Origin of the sequence: Nonomuraea sp. NPDC049607 (assembly GCF_040675375.1) — a bacterium.
In the GTDB taxonomy this organism is placed as follows: Bacteria; Actinomycetota; Actinomycetes; order Streptosporangiales; family Streptosporangiaceae; genus Nonomuraea.
The window spans coordinates 18,803-37,178 of sequence record NZ_JBFAOV010000013.1 but is presented as its reverse complement, the minus strand read 5'-3'; the positions used below and the strand labels follow the sequence as shown (position 1 = coordinate 37,178).

At 68.8% G+C, this 18,376-nt stretch carries 17 protein-coding genes and 2 pseudogenes; 11 read left to right on the top strand and 8 right to left on the bottom strand.

Annotation, left to right across the window (positions count from 1 at the left end; genetic code table 11):
- Positions 1–209: 209 nt before the first annotated feature.
- Positions 210–782, bottom strand: a complete 573-nt coding sequence (locus AB0J97_RS25100; RefSeq protein ID WP_357710441.1) for a hypothetical protein — start codon at positions 780–782, stop codon at positions 210–212.
- A gap of 222 nt (positions 783–1,004) precedes the next feature.
- Between AB0J97_RS25100 and AB0J97_RS25095 the strand changes: the two are divergent.
- From AB0J97_RS25095 to AB0J97_RS25075, 5 genes and pseudogenes are all read left to right on the top strand, one after another.
- Positions 1,005–1,322: pseudogene (locus tag AB0J97_RS25095) on the top strand (recombinase family protein); the annotation flags it as partial.
- Positions 1,323–1,419: 97 nt separating this feature from the next.
- Entirely contained in the window at positions 1,420–2,193 is a 774-nt protein-coding gene (locus AB0J97_RS25090) for a MerR family transcriptional regulator (protein ID WP_364092434.1), read from the top strand.
- Positions 2,190–2,723, top strand: a complete 534-nt coding sequence (locus tag AB0J97_RS25085) for a GyrI-like domain-containing protein (RefSeq protein WP_364092432.1) — start codon at positions 2,190–2,192, stop codon at positions 2,721–2,723. The genes AB0J97_RS25090 and AB0J97_RS25085 overlap by 4 nt, the downstream gene beginning before the upstream one ends.
- Before the next feature lie 343 nt (positions 2,724–3,066).
- Positions 3,067–3,315, top strand: coding sequence for a type I restriction endonuclease (locus tag AB0J97_RS25080; RefSeq protein ID WP_364092430.1), 249 nt, complete (start codon positions 3,067–3,069; stop codon positions 3,313–3,315).
- 4 nt (positions 3,316–3,319) lie between these two features.
- Positions 3,320–3,619 carry a DEAD/DEAH box helicase family protein gene (locus AB0J97_RS25075; RefSeq protein ID WP_364092428.1) on the top strand — a complete coding sequence of 100 codons (300 nt, stop codon included), beginning with the start codon at positions 3,320–3,322 and terminating at the stop codon, positions 3,617–3,619.
- Positions 3,620–4,293: 674 nt separating this feature from the next.
- Here the strand turns inward: AB0J97_RS25075 and AB0J97_RS25070 are convergent.
- From AB0J97_RS25070 to AB0J97_RS25055, 4 genes are all read right to left on the bottom strand, one after another.
- On the bottom strand, positions 4,294–6,327 hold the full coding sequence (locus tag AB0J97_RS25070) for a catalase (protein ID WP_364092426.1): 2,034 nt from the start codon (positions 6,325–6,327) through the stop codon (positions 4,294–4,296).
- Between the two features lie 300 nt (positions 6,328–6,627).
- Complete coding sequence (locus AB0J97_RS25065; RefSeq protein WP_364092424.1) at positions 6,628–7,002, bottom strand: hypothetical protein; 375 nt, start codon at positions 7,000–7,002, stop codon at positions 6,628–6,630.
- A 532-nt stretch (positions 7,003–7,534) separates the two neighbouring features.
- Positions 7,535–8,425, bottom strand: a complete 891-nt coding sequence (locus AB0J97_RS25060; protein WP_364092422.1) for a GntR family transcriptional regulator — start codon at positions 8,423–8,425, stop codon at positions 7,535–7,537.
- Between the two features lie 11 nt (positions 8,426–8,436).
- Entirely contained in the window at positions 8,437–9,696 is a 1,260-nt protein-coding gene (locus AB0J97_RS25055) for a carotenoid oxygenase family protein (protein WP_364092420.1), read from the bottom strand.
- Positions 9,697–9,981: 285 nt separating this feature from the next.
- Here AB0J97_RS25055 and AB0J97_RS25050 point away from each other — a divergent pair.
- Together AB0J97_RS25050 and AB0J97_RS25045 are read left to right on the top strand one after the other, a co-directional pair.
- A pseudogene (locus AB0J97_RS25050) lies at positions 9,982–10,212 on the top strand (transposase); the annotation flags it as partial.
- Positions 10,213–10,270: 58 nt separating this feature from the next.
- Entirely contained in the window at positions 10,271–10,711 is a 441-nt protein-coding gene (locus AB0J97_RS25045) for a hypothetical protein (RefSeq protein WP_364092765.1), read from the top strand.
- A gap of 716 nt (positions 10,712–11,427) precedes the next feature.
- Here the strand turns inward: AB0J97_RS25045 and AB0J97_RS25040 are convergent.
- Positions 11,428–12,312 (bottom strand): SDR family oxidoreductase, encoded by an 885-nt coding sequence (locus tag AB0J97_RS25040; protein ID WP_364092418.1) that lies wholly within the window; start codon positions 12,310–12,312, stop codon positions 11,428–11,430.
- A 115-nt stretch (positions 12,313–12,427) separates the two neighbouring features.
- Between AB0J97_RS25040 and AB0J97_RS25035 the strand changes: the two genes are divergently transcribed.
- From AB0J97_RS25035 to AB0J97_RS25020, 4 genes are all read left to right on the top strand, one after another.
- Positions 12,428–13,360, top strand: coding sequence for a LysR substrate-binding domain-containing protein (locus AB0J97_RS25035; protein ID WP_364092416.1), 933 nt, complete (start codon positions 12,428–12,430; stop codon positions 13,358–13,360).
- 437 nt (positions 13,361–13,797) lie between these two features.
- Positions 13,798–15,120 carry a serine/threonine-protein kinase gene (locus AB0J97_RS25030; protein ID WP_364092414.1) on the top strand — a complete coding sequence of 441 codons (1,323 nt, stop codon included), beginning with the start codon at positions 13,798–13,800 and terminating at the stop codon, positions 15,118–15,120.
- 465 nt (positions 15,121–15,585) lie between these two features.
- The gene (locus AB0J97_RS25025; protein ID WP_364092412.1) at positions 15,586–15,936 is read left to right on the top strand and encodes a hypothetical protein; all 351 of its coding nucleotides are present in this window, start codon (positions 15,586–15,588) and stop codon (positions 15,934–15,936) included.
- Positions 15,937–16,550: 614 nt separating this feature from the next.
- Complete coding sequence (locus tag AB0J97_RS25020) at positions 16,551–16,814, top strand: DUF1883 domain-containing protein (protein WP_364092410.1); 264 nt, start codon at positions 16,551–16,553, stop codon at positions 16,812–16,814.
- A gap of 89 nt (positions 16,815–16,903) precedes the next feature.
- On the opposite strand, the gene AB0J97_RS25015 is transcribed toward AB0J97_RS25020, so the two are convergent.
- Complete coding sequence (locus AB0J97_RS25015; protein WP_364092408.1) at positions 16,904–17,929, bottom strand: helix-turn-helix transcriptional regulator; 1,026 nt, start codon at positions 17,927–17,929, stop codon at positions 16,904–16,906.
- Positions 17,930–18,003: 74 nt separating this feature from the next.
- Positions 18,004–18,366: an STAS domain-containing protein gene (locus tag AB0J97_RS25010; protein WP_364092406.1), complete on the bottom strand. Its 363-nt coding sequence runs from the start codon at positions 18,364–18,366 to the stop codon at positions 18,004–18,006.
- Between the last annotated feature and the right edge of the window lie 10 nt (positions 18,367–18,376).

Genomic DNA, 18,376 nt, shown 5'->3' with positions numbered 1-18,376 from the left:
CCGGACTTGAGCGAGTGCCCCCGTCCGGCGGCGGTTGCGCGCTGGAGTACCTCGCGCCGCCGATCGGCTGATCGAGCCTGCCGGCCCCGGGCCGCGCTCGCGGCCCGGAGGGCAGGCTCGTCCGGTCACCCGGGGTGTATCGGGATCAGCCGGCGTGGACCGGGCGAATCACCGCCTGATCAACGCCGGTGTCGGGTCGGAGCGGGGCCTCAGGTGTGGTCGATGAACAGCAGTTCAGGCTGCTTGTAGAGGATGCACCCGCTCGGTTCGGGGTCGCCCGGGTTACGGTGGCAGACCCAGGTCTGCCAGTAGAGCACTCCCCAGGTGTCGGGTTTGCCGACGTTCTTGAGCTTGTTCCAGCCCTCGTCGGGCATGGTGTACTGGCCGTACGCCTTCGTGAAGTTCTTGTACGACGGCTTCGCCGTGTCACTGTTGTACGGCCACGAGGTGTTCTCGTTGCGCAGGGTTTCGTCCCACAGTGCAGCCTCCGACGTGGCCCACACGCCCAGGACCTCGACGTTGATCTCCTGGCCGGCCTCGATGGGGGCCAGCTTCTTGGTCGTCCAGTTGTAACACATGAGGCGGATGTTGAGCGTGGGGGCCGCGTCGCTGCTGGAGATCTCCATCGGCCCTGACGCGATCGACGCCGACAGGCTGCCGGAAGGACATGGGTTCTGAGGGGTGGGCGTCAGGCGGTCCGCCACGCTCGCGTGGGAGATGGTCGCGGAGGACACCAGAGCGGCGGCCGTCAGCATGGGGAGAAGGAGCTTTCTGATGATCAACTCTTCTTCCTCGCCTTCTGAAGAGTTCGTCTTCTCGTCGCTTGCACCCACAGGCTGCCGACGGAGTCTTGTGATCCACTTGGAAGCCAGTGAGCGGAGGTGGCGTGAGCGAGGAGACCTGGGGTTTCCCAGGAGGGCGCGAGCGCAGGCCTGCGCCCGAACAGCAGCCGGTACCTGGCGACGGCCGACAGCATGGCCTAGACGTACAGGCCTTCGGGGAGGATCGGACAGCCCGCTATCGCCAGTTCCGGCCCGAGGTGTCGGTGGCCGAACTATGCCGGCGCGTGTTCGCCGACAAGAAGTCCGGCAAGAGCGCCGAGCGGCCCCGAGCTGGCGGCCTGCCACGCGTTCCTGACCGAAGGCGACACCCTGGTCGTCCCGAGCCTCGACCGCTACGGCCGCTCTCTGGCCGACCTCATCACCATGGTCGGCGAGCTGCGCCGCCGCGAGATCGGCTTCACCTCGCTGCACGAGAACCTCGACACCCCCACCCCCGGCGGTCGGCTCATCTTCCACGTCTTCGCCGCCCTGGCCGAGTTCATCCGCGAACTCATCGTCGCCGGCACCCGCGTCGGCCTGGCCGCCGCCAAAGCCCACGGCTGGACTCTCCCACATGGGGAGACACCATGCTGGGGGCATGGACGAGGAGCTGTTGCCGATCGGACAGTTCGCCAGGCTCGGCCGGCTGAGCATCAAGCAGCTGCGGCACTACGCCGAGCTCGGACTGCTGGTGCCCGCGTACGTGGACGAGCACACCGGGTACCGCTACTACCGGCACAAGCAGGCGCGCGATGCGCTGTCGATCGGGCTGCTGCGCTCGCTCGACGTCCCGCTCGCCGTCATCGCGCAGGTGCTTTCCGATACGCCAGGTGTCCTGCAAGGAGTGCACGAGCGGCTGGAAGCCGAGCTGGCCAAGCGCCGATCGACGCTGGCCGTGCTGGAGCGCGTCATGACAGAGGGACTGCCGTCCACTCCTGTCGCGGTGGTCACAGAACCAGCGCGGCGCGTGGCGGTGGCCGTAGTAACGGCGGCGGACCCGTCAGACGTCGGCCGGGCCACCTCGGCCGCCATCGCCAGGTTGCGGGCGGCGTCGCCGGCCGCAGCTCCCGAGCTCATCGGCCTGTTCCCACTCGACCTCGGCGAGCCCGTCGCCGTCTCCGCCGCTCTGGTCAGCGAGGAGCCGGTAGCGGGAGCCGAGCTCGACGTTCTGCCCGGCGGCCGGTTCGCCAGCGCAACTCACGTCGGCCCGTATGGCCAAATCGGGCTGACCGCGCATGCGTTGCTGTCCTGGTGCGCCGAGCGGCGCTGTCCCGTTCGCGGTCCGATCCGCGAGGTGTACGTGTCGGACCCGGCAACCACCCCGCCCGATCGGCTGATCACCCACCTGATGATCCCTTTGGAGGAGCTATGACACCGCGGCTGGTCCACTGCGACCCCGTCATCTGTCTCAACGTTACCGGCATGGGCGAGCCCGGCGGCGCCGAGCACGTCTCGGCCATCGGCGCCCTGTACGCCGTGGCCTCCTTCATGGGCTGCCCTGCCGGCCCCCTGGAAGGCCGCTGGTGGGTGGAGGACACCAGCCTGCCGCCGCTGGAAGTGCCGCGCGACCAGTGGCGATGGCACCTGCTGCTGCCACTGCCCGACGTACCCGAACCGGGAGTGGTCGAGGCCGCGCGCGAGCAGGCCCGCGCGTCCGGAGCCGCTGTCGACCGCGTCCAAGTGGTCACCTTCACCGAGGGCGAGTGCGTGGAACTGCTCCACGAGGGGCCCTACAGCGAAGAGAAGGCGTCACTCGACATGATGGAGGCATTCATGGCCGAGCACGGCCTGGTGCCCAACGGCCTGCACCACGAGATCTATCTGACCGACTTCACCGATCCCGAGCCCAAGACGATGCTCAGGCAGCCGGTGGCACCCGCCGCCGTCACCGAGAGCGGGTGAGCCGCCCTAGTGCGGGCGTCGCCACGGATCATCTACTCCCGGTCGGACGGCATCATCAGTATGGACAGGTCCACTGTCCGGTCGGGGGCGCAGGCGAAATTCCTCGACGTACTTACCGTAGCGCTCGACAAACCGCTGGAACGCGGCGGGGGGATGCTGAGCATCTTGCGTACGGGGTGCAGTACATCGGCGGTGGCCGGTTGTAGATGGCGCGGTTCCGGCCTGAGACGACGCTGAACGCGACGACGAACGCCGACTACGCCGCGATGCGGGTCCGCGTGATGCGGCAGGTGCACTTCTCGACCGCCGACCGCCGACCGCCGACCAGCGCACCATCGAGCTGGTGTTCTTCGTCAACGGGCTCCCCGTTGCAACGGTGGAGCTGAAGACCGACTTCACCCAGTCACTGGACGAGGCGATCCAGCAGTACCGCAAGAAGCGCAACCCGCTGACCAACGGTCGGCGCGAGCCGCTGCTGTCGTTTGGGCACCGGGCGCTGGTTCACTTCGCGGTCTCCAACGATCTGGCTGCGATGACCACTCGGCTGGAGGGTGAGAAGACGCACTTCCTGCCGTTCAACACCGGTTTCTAGGAAGGTGCCGGGAACCCGTTCGGGGGCCGACGGGAGGTCGGCGACGAGGTACCTGTGGGAGCGGGTCTGGGAGAAGCACTCCTCGGGATCAGGAAAGACGAACACGATCGCCTGGACAGCGCATCGTCTGGCCCGGCTTCATGTCGATGATGAGAAGGTCTTCGACTCGGTCATCGTGGTGGTCGACCGCACGATGCTGGACGGGCAGCTTCAGGACGCGATCCGGCAGATCGACGGCAGCGGGAAGATCGTCGCGACGATCAGCCCCGAGGACGTGCGCAAGGCCGGGGCGACTCCAGTCTGAAGGGCAAGCGGTTCGCCGTCATCGCCGACGAGGCACCTCCTCGCAGCGCGCTCATGGGCAGGTCTTCGCGGGCGACGTCGGCCTTGCCCAGGCCCCGGCGGATGTGGAAGTCGTTCAGCGCGGCCAGGACGGAGTTGACGTAGACGGGGCTGCGCTGGGCCGGCCCCCTCGCGCAGCAGCCACTCGCGAAAGTCGCGCACCCCCAGTCCCGCGCGTGCCGCTGGGCGAGGGCATCGGCGTCATAGGCGGTGGCGTGATCGGCCAGCCGGGACAGGTACATGCGCCCTCCGGAGCGGTAGGTGCGCCAGGGCTCGGCCGACAGTGGCCTGCCTGCCGAGCACCGCGTCGTAGGCGGGTTGCTGCCGGGCGGGGCGGGCGCCGGAGGGCGCTTCGTCATCCAGGGAGCAATGCCGGGCTCCTGTGAGGGTCCGGGCGCGCAGTCTCGGAGGTCACATCCGGGAGCCTGCTTCCGAGGCTTGCTGATCTCGGGAGTACAGGCAAGGCTGCGCCGGCATCCCTCGTTGGCCGGCGTCTACGGGGTGCTCTCCGACGGCGAAGATGAGGTGGTTCCAGCGTGTGAGCGGGCCCGGTATGGTGCTCGCGCCAGTCGAGCACCATAGAACCGGGCAGGCATGGGCAGGGCCGGCTGATGCCGCCCGCAGGAAGCGAGGGTCTCAGGCGGGAAAGGCGGCCACGTTCCGGTCGTAGTGGCGGTGTTGCAGGATGGCGGCGATGAACTGCCCGGTGAAGTCGTCCGCCGCCGCGGAGTCGACGACGCCCTGGCGGCCGGGCAGGGCGGCGGCCTGTAGCAGCGGTTCGCCGTCCGGCAGCGCGCCGATGGCTTTGCCGTGCCTGAATGCCTCGCGGACGAACTGCACGGCGTGCCCGTTGCCGGTCAGCTCCGCGCCGCCGGTGCACAGCACCGCGTCGTACAGCACCGAGGAGGCGGCGCTGACCTGCTTGTCCACGGTCAGCGATCCGGCCGTCCCCTCGTGCGGCGCGATCACATCGCAGACCGCCTTGCCGCTCTCCAGCTCCTGCATCACCGGATGCAGTGCGCCGGCGTCGGTCTGGTCGCTCACCAAGATCGCGATCTTGCGGGTGGCCAGGCTGGAGGGCTGGCCGGCCTGGCTGAGCGCCGGGGAGGACTTGCCGTGGTTGCTGCCCTTCGGAGCCGGGGCGGGCAGGCCGAGCCCGGCGGCCACATGCCCGGCCAGCCCGGTGTCCACGTTGGCCAGCCGTTCGACCACCTGCTCCTTGATGTATCGGCGTTGTACGTGGCCCAGCTCGAACAGGAACGCCTTGATGATGTGATGCTGCTCCCAGTCCGACATGCTGTTCCAGAACAGGGTGGCCTGGCTGTAGTGGTCGGCGAAGCTGGGGCTGCGCCTGCGGATCTTCTCACCCTCGACCCGCTCGGTGTAATGCCGGAACACGCCCGTCATGTCACCGCTGAGCACTCCGGTGGCCGGGCAGCCGCCGCTGATGGAGTTCTTGGAATAGCTGGTGTGGCTGGTGTGGATCATGTGCTGGTGGAAGCCGTCGCGGTTGTCGTTGTGGACGGGGGCGAGCGGGCGGTTGATCGGGATCTGCTGGAAGTTCGGGCCCCCCAGGCGCAGCAGCTGGGTGTCGAGATAGGAGAAGTTGCGGCCCTGCAGCAGCGGGTCGTTGGTGAAGTCGATGCCCGGCACCACGTTGGCGGTGCAGAAGGCGATCTGCTCGGTCTCGGCGAAGAAGTTGTCCGGATTGCGGTTGAGGGTCATCTTGCCGACCATCCGCAGCGGCACCTCCTCCTCCGGGATGATCTTCGTGGGGTCGAGCAGGTCGAAGTCGAACTTGTGCTCGTCCTCCTCCGGCACCAGTTGTAGGCCCAGCTCCCACTCCGGGTACTGGCCGGCCTCGATCGCATCCCACAGATCGCGCCGGTTGAAGTCGGGGTCATTGCCCTGGATGCGCAGAACCTCGTCCCACACCAGCGAGTGCGTGCCGAGCGCGGGCCGCCAGTGGAACTTCACGAACGTGCCCCGCCCCGCGGCGTTGACCAGGCGGAAGGTGTGCACGCCGAACCCCTGCATCATGCGGAAGCTGCGCGGGATCGCCCGATCCGACATCAACCACATGACCGTGTGCATCGTCTCCGGCTGCAACTGCACGAAGTCCCACAACGTGTCGTGCGCCGACTGCGCCTGCGGGATCTCGTTGTGCGGCTCCGGCTTGACCGAGTGCACGAAATCGGCAAACTTGATCGCATCCTGCACGAAGAACACGGGAAAGTTGTTACCCACCAGGTCGTAATTGCCCTGACGGGTGAAGAACTTGGTCGCGAAGCCGCGAACGTCCCGCACCGTGTCGGCCGAACCGCGCGAGCCTGCCACCGTGGAGAAACGCACGAACACCGGGGTGAGCAGCTCCGGGTCGCACAGGAAGTCGGCGCAGGTGTACTCAGCCAGCGACTCATACACCTGGAACACCCCGTGCGCGCCCGAGCCACGCGCGTGCACCACCCGCTCCGGGATGCGCTCGTGGTCGAAGCGCGTCACCTTCTCCCGCAGGTGGAAGTCCTCCAGGATCGTCGGGCCACGCTCACCGATCGACAACGAGTTGTCGGTGTCGTCGATGCGCACGCCCTGGTCGGTGGTGTAGCGCGTGTTGGTGGAATCCACCCGGTACTGATCGAGTTGCTGCTGTTTCTGGCTGTTGTCGGTCACAGGGTCCCCCGTGTTGGACGATGGCTCGAACCGGGGGGCCATGGCTCTTCTTACCCTCACGTGTCCGGCCGCCAACCCCGGTGCGCCGGGTCGCCGACCATCTGCCAGCGACCGCCATCCCGATGGTGCCGCGCCGAACGGATGCGGCGTCATCGGGCCCCTGACGCTCGGGCGAGCCACGACCCAGCGACGTCTTCCGCGGTGGATCCGACCGCATCTCAGAGCGGGCGCTTGTGACGGCACCGGCGGGGCGGGGGTAGTCGCTCGCATCACTGACCGGTGCCAGGCGCGGGCCAGCTCCTATCCGGCGCCGCCGATCGTGTCGCGGCGCAGCCCTTCGGGGTTCTTGCCGAGCGCGGCCAGCAGGTCCAGGCCCAGGGTGAGCTCATCGCCGGCGCCTGGCGTGGGACGGACGAGCAGGCGCGGGCAGGGTGTGTCGGTTCGCTGGAGCGCGCCGAGGCGGCACAGCTCGGCTGCGGTGTGGGTGAAGGCCGCCCAGTCGCGCAGGGTGCCGTGGGCGTAGAAGTCGTTGATGTCGAGCAGCAGTTGCTCGTCGGCGTCGGCGTAGATCGGGTGGTAGCCGCGCATCAGCTCGGAGACCTGGGCGGCGGGCAGTGCCTTGAACGGCAGGCGGCGAAAGACGCGCGAGCGCAGCATCGGCTCGCGCGAGAGCACCTCCCAGCAGCCGTCGCCGCCGACGTACAGCAGCGCGAAGCGGGTGTCGTGGTGGTCGTGCAGGTGGCGCAGCAGCTCGATGCAGTCGCTGTTGAGGCGGCGGCGAAGGCGATCAGGTCGCCGCGGTAGGCCCGCCGGGTGTGCGCCGACTTCCCGGCGTTGGCCAGGTCGGTGAGGAAGTCGTCGAGATGGCGGGCGAGCGGGTGGGCGCGGCCGAGCTGCTCGGCGATGACCGGATCCACTGTACCGACCTCCATCCTCCGCCGGGTTGCCAGATAACCGGGAAACGAAGCCCGCGCGCCGGACGGCGGCCGCCCAGCTCGCGCTACCCCGGTGATCGTCACCTTGCCAGATAACGGATGTTATCCCGTAACTCTTGGACGATCCGTCCAGGGCCTCTTCACCGCAGAACTCGCCGTCATTCTGGTGCGCCGGCCTTCCACGCTGCGCGCAGTGAGGGACGCGGTCGAGACCGCGGTGCCACTGGGCCGCTCCGGCGTCCAATCGACGTGCCGACTCTGTGAAGGCCCGGTTACTGGCGGATCTTCCGGGGGGCGATCACGGTGGCCAGGCCGTCCAGCAGGCGTTCGAGGCCGAAGGTGAACAGTGATTCCAGGTCGAGCTCCGCGCCCGGCTCCGCGACCTGCGCGATCAGCGGCCCGTCGACGGACAGTTTTGCCTTGCCCCACTGCTTGCTGGTCATCCCCGTGTCCAGTTCGGCGATGGCCTCGCTCTCGATGTTGATCGCCGTCCCCCGCACGTAGTTCACCATCGTGCCGTAGACGTGCATGCGGGTGATCGGGTCCAGGCCGAGGCCGTCGAGCGCGCGCAGGGTCCATACCCCGTACGCGAGCTGCCCGGGCAGTGTGGCCGGCCGGGTGATGGACACGAGCCGTGGCAGCCAGGGATGGCGCTGGTAGGCCGCCCACTGCAGCTGGGCGGCCACCCGCAGGTGGGAACGCCATCCCGGCGGTGGCGCCGGATATTCGATCTCGGCGAACGCGGCGTCGGCGATCAGCTGGGTGAGCTCGGCCTTGGCCTCAAGGTGCCGGTAGAGGGCCATGGTGGCGACGCCGAGCTTGGCCGCCACCGCCCGCATGGACAGTGCGGCCAGGCCGTCGGCGTCGGCGATCTCCATGGCCACGCGGACGACGCGGTCGCGTTCGAGACCCCCGGCGGAACGTGAGGGCAGTCTCCGGGGAGCGACCACGGCGCCGACCCGAGACACCGACTCGATGGCGCCTGCCTGTTTGAGCGCGGCCAGCGCCTTGGTGGCCGTCGCCATCGCCACGCCCCACTCGCGCATGATCGCTCTGGTCGTCGGAACGGGAGCGCCGGGCTGCAATTCTCCGTCGGCGATGCGCCGCTCGATGTCGGCGACGATCCGGAGGTACGGCGGTTGGGGAGCGTTCACGACGGCCATGCTGCCACGTCTCAGTGGTCGGGCAGCCAGTTGCCGTGCAGGCCGAGCGGCACTCTGACAGGAAGGTGGACGCGCGCGACGGGCTCACCGGTGAAGTCCTGGGCTGAGAGGATCACCAGGTCGCTGGCGTTTCGGCGAGGATTGTGCACGTATGTGAGCAGGTACCCTTCGTCCTCCCCTTGCCCCGCGGCGGCGAACACGGCCTCTCCGACCGCCTCGTCCCTGCCGAACCCGTGCACCTCGGTCGTCCCTCGTTTCAGGTCGTGCTTGACCAGGGCGTTGGTGAAGGCGTGGTCCGGCGCCTCGCCCTGGGCCGCGAACGGAATCCCGTACAGGGCTGTCGCGGCCGAGTAGCCATATCGGTACGGGCGGGTGGCACGTGCCTCGTTCACACGCGGGAAATCCTGCGGACGGTCGTCGACGCGCCGCTGGTGGATCTTGTCCGGCGTGATCGTCCAGCGGTCCAGCACGGGCCGGATCGCCCCGGGGTCGGCGGGATCGAACGGCCCTTCGGCCGTGACCAGGTCGACCACGATCGAGTCGCCGTCGTCGTAGGCGTTGAGCGTGTGGCTGACATGGATCGGGTCGATGTCCAGCCAGCGCACGTCACCACCGGTCCGCGGCATGACCCCCACGCGCGTCGGATGCCCAGGCAGCCACCGGCACTCGAACCCGTCGAAACCCAGCGGCGTGTCCCACAACACCACGTGCTCCTCGGTGAGCGCGAAGTCGTGCATGAACGGCGTCCGCGTCATGGGGATGGTGGTGGTTCGGACGACACTTCCCCCGGGGTCGGTCACGATGTACTGGACGAAGTCGCGGCCCGGCATGTACGACAGCGAATGCAGCTCGCCGGTGAGCGGGTCGTGCTTGGAGTGCGCCCCCGCCGTGAACCCCTCCGCGGTCCCACCCAGCTCGCACGCGCCCACGGTGTTCAGCTCCTCGTCCAACTCGGCGGGCGGCAGGCCACCCTCCGCCAAGGCGAAGGTGCGCTGAGCGTACGCAATCACGTGCACCATGGGCGCGAAGCCCGGTACACGCACGAAGCGGTTGCGGTACCACTCGGCCCGGCCGTCACGCAGCCGCACCCCGTGCACCATGCCCTGCCCCATGCCCCAGATGTGCACAACGGGGTCTTCCACGCCCAGAGGATTGGGCCCGTTGCGCAGGTAGCGGCCGTTGAGCTCGGCCGGGATCCGCCCGGTGACAGGCAGGTCGTAGGCGGTGACTTCTTCCGTAAGGGGCGCGAAAGGCCCTTCCAGATACTTCATGTGGACACCGTACGCACGCGAACGCCTGATCCCACGGCATCAACAGGAAATGCCATCCTGTGCACTAGTGCAACAGGATGAGTCCACCTGAAAGGGGCCCTCACGACATCGCGGTTCCGAAGAGAATGCGGGGCAGCTTGCACATCCCAGCGGAGCCCGTGTCGCTGATCCCCCAGGTTTCACCCTTCGCGTTGTCCCAAGATGTTCCTCACTCTCCGTGAGGTGCCCAGCAGATTCCGGACAGTCGTCTACATAAGCTGACAGAAGTCTGGAAGAGGTAGGTACGTGACGAGGCGTCGCAGGCAGTTCTCGCCGGAGTTCAAGGAAGAAGCCATCCGCATGGTGCTGGAGGGCGATCGGACGGTCGCGTCCGTGGCGCGGGAGTTCGACATCAACGCCAGCACCCTGGGCAGCTGGGTGAACCGGCATCGGATCGCGAGCGCGCAGGATGAGCGGCAGCCGCTCTCCGGGCCGGAGCGGGCGCGGATCCGGGAGTTGGAGCGGGAGAACGCCGAACTGCGGGAGAAGCTGATCTTCCTGAAAAAGCGGCCGCCTTCTTCGCGTCCGAGTCTCGGTGACGCTCGCCGAGTACGAGCTCATCGACGCGGAGAAGGCGCATCACCCGACCGCGCGGATGTGTGCCTGGCTGGGCGTGTCCCGCTCGGGCTACTACGAATGGCGCGAGCGGCCGGCCTCGGCCACCGCGCAACGCCGGACGCTGCTGGCCGCATCGGTCGCCGAGATCTTCGCCGGCACCGGCCTGCTCCAGCCCGGTGCCCTGTTCCACACCGACCGCGGCTCGAACTACATCAGCGACGAGTGCGGCCGCTTCCTGACCGGCCTGGGCATCCGCCGCTCGGTCGGCCGCACCGGCGTCTGCTACGACAACGCGATGGCCGAGTCGTTCTTCTCCGCGCTCAAGAACGAATGGCTGCACCGCTTCGTCTTCGTCACCGCCTACATCGATCCCGTTGAGCGACAAGATCCTGGCAGTGAGTCGCGACGAGAAGGTTAGTGGCGGTGAGGGGCCGAGCGCCGAATGCAGGCGCCGATGGTTGCAGAACCCCTCGATATAGCGGATGACCTGCCGTCTTGCCTTGGCTCGAGTGGTCTCCTCTCACCCACGATGCTCGCCGGCACGGCAGGTCAACGACGGCCCCACGCACAGATTCAAGATCGACTCATGGCCGGTTCTGGCCGTACCTCGGCTGGACCCGGTCTCGGTCCGGCCGGACGCCCGCACGCTCGCCGCGGTTGATCCTGACTACGCGGCGATACAGCTGGGTGTCCTGTTCCATCTGGCCTTTGACGACGGGCTGCTGCAGATACCCGCCTCAGGAGGCATCGCCCCCGATCAGCCCAGATGACGGGGCATGACCAACTCCCGGTGGCCGCGGCCGTCCCCGCTCTGCAAGAGAAGGTGGCCGCTGACCGAAGAGTCGTACCCCGAGGCCTCGATCCGCCTGTGCCTCACGTGCCAGGCGATGCCCCCCAAGACCGACGACATGAGCCTGCTCATGTGGATCGAAGACGGCGTGGTCGTCCACCAGTTGGCTTTGTCGGTGACATGTGACAGCGTTTTCGGGTCTGCTGCGACAGCGATCGTTTCCACTGCAAGGTGATGTCGCTGAGAAGTAACAGCGCCCGAGGGCCGGCGGCGGGAGCATTGATGTGTGCTTGTGCCTACCAGCCGGTCAGGACCAGGGACGAGGGACTGGCGGAGCTGTGGGCTCAGCCCTTGAAGTAGTGTCCCGCGTTCAGATCGGCGATGAGCCCGGGTCGGCCGGGACGCCAGTCCAGCAGCTTCTGGGTCAGGGCGGAGGAGGCCGGCATGTCCAGCGTGACGAAGGAGGCCAGCCAGCCGAAGTGCTCGCCCGCCTCTCGCGCGGTGATCGCGGTCACCGGCACGCCGAGCCGGCGCCCGATGACGCCGGCGATGTCGCGTACCGGCACGCCCTCCTCGGCGACGGCGTGCAGCCGCGCGCCCGCGGGAGCCTCCTCCAGGGCCAGCCGGTATAGGCGGGCGGCGTCCAGCCGGTGCACGCTCGACCAGCGGTGGTCGCCGTCGCCCACGTACGCGGAGATGCCCTTCGCACGGGCGATGCCGATCGCGGTCGCGACGAATCCCGGGTCGCCCTCCCCATGCACCAGCGGCAGCCGCAGCACCGAGACCCGCACCCCGCGCTCCACGAACGACAGCGCCACCTGCTCGGCGGCCCCCCGGGGCGAATGCGTCCCCGGCTGGTCCTCCTCGGTGCCGACGCGGCCGGGCGGGAGCAGGCCAGTGCCCGAGGTGATCACGAACGGCCGGCCGGACCCCGCCAGCGCTTCGCCGAGCGCCGCGATGGCACGCCGGTCGGTCTGGTTGGCGGCCTCGAAGTTCGCGAAGTCGTGCACGAAGGCCAGGTGGATGACGCCGTCCGCGGCGGCGGCCCCGTCGCGCAGGCCGGCGAGGTCGTCGAGCGAGCCGGGGTGGGGCTCGGCTCCCGCGGCCCTCAACGCGGCGGCGGCCTCGTCCGTACGGGCCAGAGCGGCCACCTGGTGCCCGGCCTCGATGAGCTCACGAACGACGGCGGAACCCACGAAACCCGTGGCACCGGTGACGAAAACACGCATGATGATCTCCTTCTTCAGCGGTGTTCCCATAGTCGGAGCCGGTGCCGCACGGCGTCCAAAGCCTGTTCCTCATCGGGCAATACGTTTCAGGCATCACCGCAGTAGGCTGCGGGTTATGCCCGATTCGCCCGACCTCGATCTGCGGCTCGTGCGCTACTTCACGGCCGTCGCCGAGCACCGGCACTTCGGCCGCGCCGCCGAGGCCCTGCACATCACCCAGCCGTCGCTGAGCCGGCAGATCCGCGGCCTCGAGCGGCAACTGGGCGCCCGCCTGCTCGACCGTACCCCGCAGGGCACGCGGCTCACCGAGGCGGGCGAGGTCTTCCTGCCCCGCGCGAAGACGCTGCTGCGCTCGGCCGCCCAGGCGGCGGCGCAGACCCGCGCCGCCGCTCGGCCCAGCCGGATCACGATCGGGTACACGGCGGGCCTCATCGTCACGCCGGCCGTGCGCGAGCTGCGCCGCCTGCACCCGGACGCCGACGTACGCACCTCGCACGTGGCCTGGAACGAGCCGCGCCCCGCCCTGCTCGACTACCGTGTGGACGCGGTGGTGACCCGGCTGCCGCTCGCGACAGACGGGCTCGACGTGACGATCCTGTACGACGAGCCGCGCATGCTGCTGCTCTCGCCCGACCACCGCCTGGCGGGCAGGGAGTCCGTGACGCTGGCCGACATCGCTGACGAGCCGCTGCCCCGGCTGGCAGACCCGGACCCGGCCTGGGAGGCGTACTGGCGCATCGATCCCAGGCCCGACGGCCGCCCGGCCCCCGACGGCCCGCTCATCGCCAGCATCGAGGACAAGTTCGAGCCGATCGCCGCCGGGGAGGCGGTGGCCATCGCGGCCGGCCCGATCTTCGTCAACCTCCGCCCGGACCTCATCTCGATCCCCCTGGAGGGCGTCGAGCCGAGTCATGTCGTGCTGGCGACCCGGGCCAGCGACCGCAACCGCTTGGTGGCGGCGTTCCGCAAGTCCGCCAGGGCGCTGCTCACCAGTTCGCGGGCAGCCCTGTGGTCGTCGGAGGCAGCGGGTGGTCTGGCGGGTGGATGACGTACGTCACGCCGCCGCGCTTAACGACCATCATGTCGTTGACCACCAGGTTCGCTTGACAACCTCAGATGCCGATGGCGTCGGGGGCCGCACGCGCTTGTGCCCAGAGCCCATGCGCCCGACGCGCTGGGGGTCCCCGTAGCAAACGGCGGAAGTCCAACGGATTTCCGCCTGACCTGTGGGTTCTCGAGTTCCACGGTTCTTGTTGATCATCTCCGCTACGGTTTGTCACGAATCTGGGTGATCTGTGGCGCGTGGGGGTGGTTGATGTCGACGCGCGACTAGGCGTTGGATCTTCCGCGAAAGCTGCATCCAGCGCCAATCGCATCTGATGCGAATACCTGGCGTCACCATCACCCGGGGCCGTGGCCGGCTCCGGCAAGCAACGGATTCTCCTGGGATCATCGACTCCCGCACTCCCCCACGGAAGTGGTGCCATGACCACCCCCTTGCGCGACGACGACCCCGCACAGATCGGCCCCTACCGCATCCATGCCCGGCTGGGCGGCGGCGGGATGGGCCAGGTGTTCCTGGGCCGCTCCCCAGGTGGCCGCACCGTCGCGGTCAAGATCGTGCGCTCCGATCTGGCCGGTGACGCAGGCTTCCGGCGCCGCTTCGCCGATGAGGTGAAGGCCGCGCGTAAGGTGGGCGGCTTCTACACCGCCCCGGTCGTGGACGCCGACCCCGAGGGGAACCCGCCATGGCTGGCCACCGCCTACATCCCCGGCCCCACCCTGCACCAGGCCGTCGCCGACCACGGACCCCTGCCGATGGAGTCGGTGGCCGTGCTCGGCGCCGGCCTGGCCGAGGGGTTGGACGCCATACACGCCCAGAACGTGGTGCACCGCGACCTCAAACCCGCCAACGTCATCCTCACCGCGGACGGCCCCCGCCTGATCGACTTCGGCATCGCCCGCGCCCTGGATGCCACCTCCCACACCCGCACCGCCACTGTGCTGGGCACCGCCGCGTTCATGTCCCCTGAGCAGGCCACGGTCCAGACCGTCGGCTCGGCCGCGGACGTGTTCTCCCTCGGCTGTGTGCTCGCGTTCGCCGCGACCGGCCACAGCCCGTTCGGTGAGGGCCCGGTGCACGCGGTCGTCTACCGGGTCGTGCACGAGGAGCCGAACCTGTCGGACCTGCCCACCCCGTTGACCACCCTTGTGGCCGCCTGCCTGGCCAAGGACCCCGCCGCACGGCCCACACCGCGGGCGTTGCTGGACGAGCTGGCCGCCCTCGCCCCGCACAACCCGCAACGTGCTGGTGGGGCCTGGCTGCCGGACGCCGTCACCGAGGTCGTCACGCTGCACGCGACGCGCGTCCAGCCACCGGGCACTCCACCGCCTACCCCTCATGCGCAATCTGTCGGGAACGCGCCCGCGAAGGCGCGGGGGTGGATGGTCGGGTGGAAGGGTGCGGCGGCCGGGCTCGTCCTCTTGGCCCTCGCCCCCACTGCCGTCGTGCTGCACGACGGCGGCACAGATCGCTTCTCCGCCTGGGTGAATCGTGCGCTGACCCACCTCGGCGTGCGCGAACTCGATGCGGGGGACTGTGTCGCCGACATCTACGGCTCGTTGATCAAGGTCCCCTGCGACTCCGCTGACGCCGAATACCGCGTCATCATGAAAGACCCCAACGTGGACTCGCCACGCCCCGATCCGAGCGAGAGCTGCGAGGACGGCAACCTCGCGCAGGATTGGGACCGTGCGGAAGCGACCCCGACTTCCAACCTCTGCTTGCTGTACATCCCTGGCGACTGAAGGCAGGCCACCGATCCAGACACGGCAGGGTCGCGGCGGAGCCGGGCAGGGTGGCCCGCCCTTGCGTTGCGCAGCACCGAGACCGCCATGGATGCCCTGTTGGAGGCCGAGTTCGTCTGCCTCCACGTGCCCTGACCTCGGACGGGTGGACTCGGTGACGGGCATTAACTCCGCAGGTCAAACGCGTCCTCGTCCACCCACTTCACAACCCGCTCGAATGACGTGCCGCTCGGCGCTCCCGCTCTAGTCGGTAGCGGAGATCAATTAGGATCGTGGAACGCGAGAAACCACAGGTCAGGCGTAGATTCGTTGGATTTCCGCCGTTTGCTACGGGGACCCCCGCTGGCTCCCTCCAAGCCAGCCACCGCACGCCCCTATCAGCAATCGCATGAACACGCATGGTGGGTGGTCGAGCCTCCGGGTGCTGCTACTTCTCACCGACACTCCGGGCCCGATCACCCCCGAGTGCTGTCCAAACTGACCGACAAAACGCTGCTGCTACTCACCAGCAAAACCAACCAGCTGCACGCCCACGACTGCGGGGAGCATCTGGAATGGCAACTGCGGACGGAGATCAGCGCCGAGCAGGTGCGCCAGGAGGAAGAACGCGCCGAGCAACTCTTCCCCCACGCGGTAGCGCGCTTCCAGACGGCGCTGCAGGCCCTGCCTGCCGATCAGGCCGACAGCCCCTTCGTGCAGGCCCTGGTGGAACTGGTCACGCCGAACGACGACAAGTTCTGCGGCCGCAGCGGGTTCATCATCCTGCCGGAGTGGGTCGACATCCTGGACCTGCACTTCCCCGCCGCCCCGCAGTAGCGGATGCGGGTCGGTCCTCGGCTCGGGCAGCGTCCCATTCAGCCAGGACGGCCCGCAGCTCCTGCGCCACGGCGGGATCCACGCCCCCACGCTCAGCGGTGTAGCGCAGGTACTCCTCAGCCCCTTGGAGCAAGCCTGACCAAGGGTTGCCGATGACCTGCGCGACGTGGGTCCCGGGTGGCCCGATGTGGGACCAGGCATCGAAACAACTGCCGTCGGGCTCAGGCTCGCCGTTGGACCGGACCGCGGGAATGTGGCCCTCTACGTAACCGCCGCCGGGACCGTGGCACTGCCAGGAGATCTTCAGAGCGCAGCCGCACGCGATGGTGCCGTTCATCTGGGGATATCGGCGCTGCCATTCTTTGTCCAGGTCGTAGGCGTCCGACGCCAGAGGGATGAGCCTGCCGCACAGACAGCAGGTGATCCGGAACTTCGGGCGCGCCATCAAGGTCTCCATGTCTCTGGACGGTCGGGTGCATCTCATGCTGGCGAAGGGAAGCCGCCCCGGCCGGGGCTTTGGAGAAGCGGTCAGCGCACGTCGATGGCCGACGACCCACCAGTAGGTCGTCCTTGCGCGGCTTCCCGGGCGGTGCGTGGCCAGCTACTAATGGTGTGTGCAGCATCTGTACTGGGATCTTGGAGAAACCGGGGCCGGCGCTTGCTTTGAGGTGGACCGGCGCGGGTCGACGGCCCGGGTCTGCCTGATGGACAGCGACGAGTACCAGGCGTGCCTCGACCAGGAGGCCTACAAGTACCACGGCGGCTTCTTCGACTACAGCCCTCTCACACTGCAGGTGCCCTACGACGACTACTGGTACCTGGTCATCGACGGCTACGACCGGGTCAAGAAGGCCACCGTCGTCCAGCTCTTCAACTGACTGGTGCCGCCAGGACCAGACCGGCTGCAAGGCCCGCCTGCCCGCTCATCAGGCGGTGCCGGCGCGGATCGCGCCGGGACGTCGGGTGGTCAGCCGTGCAAGGTGAGGCTGGGGGAGCGGCCGAACTCTCGCCTGTACAGCGCGGCGAATCGGCCGGGGTGGGCGAATCCCCAGCGGGCGGCGATGGCGGCGACTGAGTCGCCTCGCCCCGGGGCGGCGGCGCGCAGGTCGTCGTGGGCGTGGTGCAGGCGGATCCGGCGCAGGTAGCCCAGGGGAGTGGTGTCCAGGTGGCGGCGGAAGGCCAGCTGGATGGTGCGCACGGTGACGTGCGCGGCCTCGGCGATGTCGGCCACGGTGATGTCGGCCACGGTGATGTCCTGATCGGCGTGGGCCTCCAGGTAGGCGATGGCGCGGCGCAATGTGTCCCGGTGGGCGTCCCGGCCGGCCAAGTGAGCTGGCTCGGCAGCGGTGGTGTACGGGAAGACCGACAGCGTGACCGCGGCCAGATGCCGGGCAGCCTGTGCCAGGATCAGCGGGCTGTGCATGGCGTGCGGGTTGCCCGCGACCGCGCTGTGCACGTAGGCGTAGGTCCGCGTCCACAACACGCCGGCCTCCCGCGAGACAGGCCGATAGCTCAGCAGCCGCACCCGGCCCCCGCCGCCGGAGGCGGACGGGGCCTGGCCGGACGGTGCGGCGAGCTCGGCTGCCACGTCACCGAGCAGGACCGGGTCCAAGACGGCCACGTCGCAGGCCAGGTCGCGCAGGCTCGTCTGGAACGGCCGGCCGGGCTGGGCGGCCAGGAACACCTCGCCGGGCCGGTGCAGCACCTCCTCCCGCCCGGACCGGTAGCGCAGCCGTCCCGAACGCAGCCGCCCGACGCACAACGTGCCGAGCGGTTCGCAGTCGGCCTCCAGAGCCGCCTGGACACTCACCCGGCCCAGCCGCACGGTGCCCAGGTGCTGCTGTTCGATGCGCAGGCGAGGCTGCTCACCTGACGCGCTGAGCCGCATCGAGGTGTATTGGCGGCGCAGCACGACCCCGGCCGCCTCCAGCCCGGCGGCTTCCAGCACGTCCGTCATCGCCTCCCCCTCCCCGGCCCTGATGAGACGGAACATTGACCCCTTACCGGTCCAGAGGGTTATATTGCGGCGCCCGCCCTCCCGCGCTCTCCCTGGGCCTGACGGGTGGGTCAAGCCAGGGCGGCCAGTGCTTGGTCCAGGGTGTCGTAGCTGGGGATACGCTGAGCCAGGCCGGTGATCCACATGACTTTGACGCGGGCGTAGTCGGCGCCGATCAGCGCGAACTTCTCGCCGCCGGTGACGGCGCGCTGCCAGTGGTGCACGATGAGGCCCAGGGAGCGCGAGTCCATGAAGGTCACCCCGGCCAGGTCCAGGAACAGCGCGGGACCGGCCTGGTCGAGGTAGTCGGCGAACTGGTCGCGGGTGGTGACATCCAGCAACCCGCTGATGGTGATGACGGCGATGCCGTCCACGAGCCGCGAGGTCAGGGTCAGCGGCGCAGGCGGTACATCGTCACTGCCGACAGTGATCACGGATGCCATC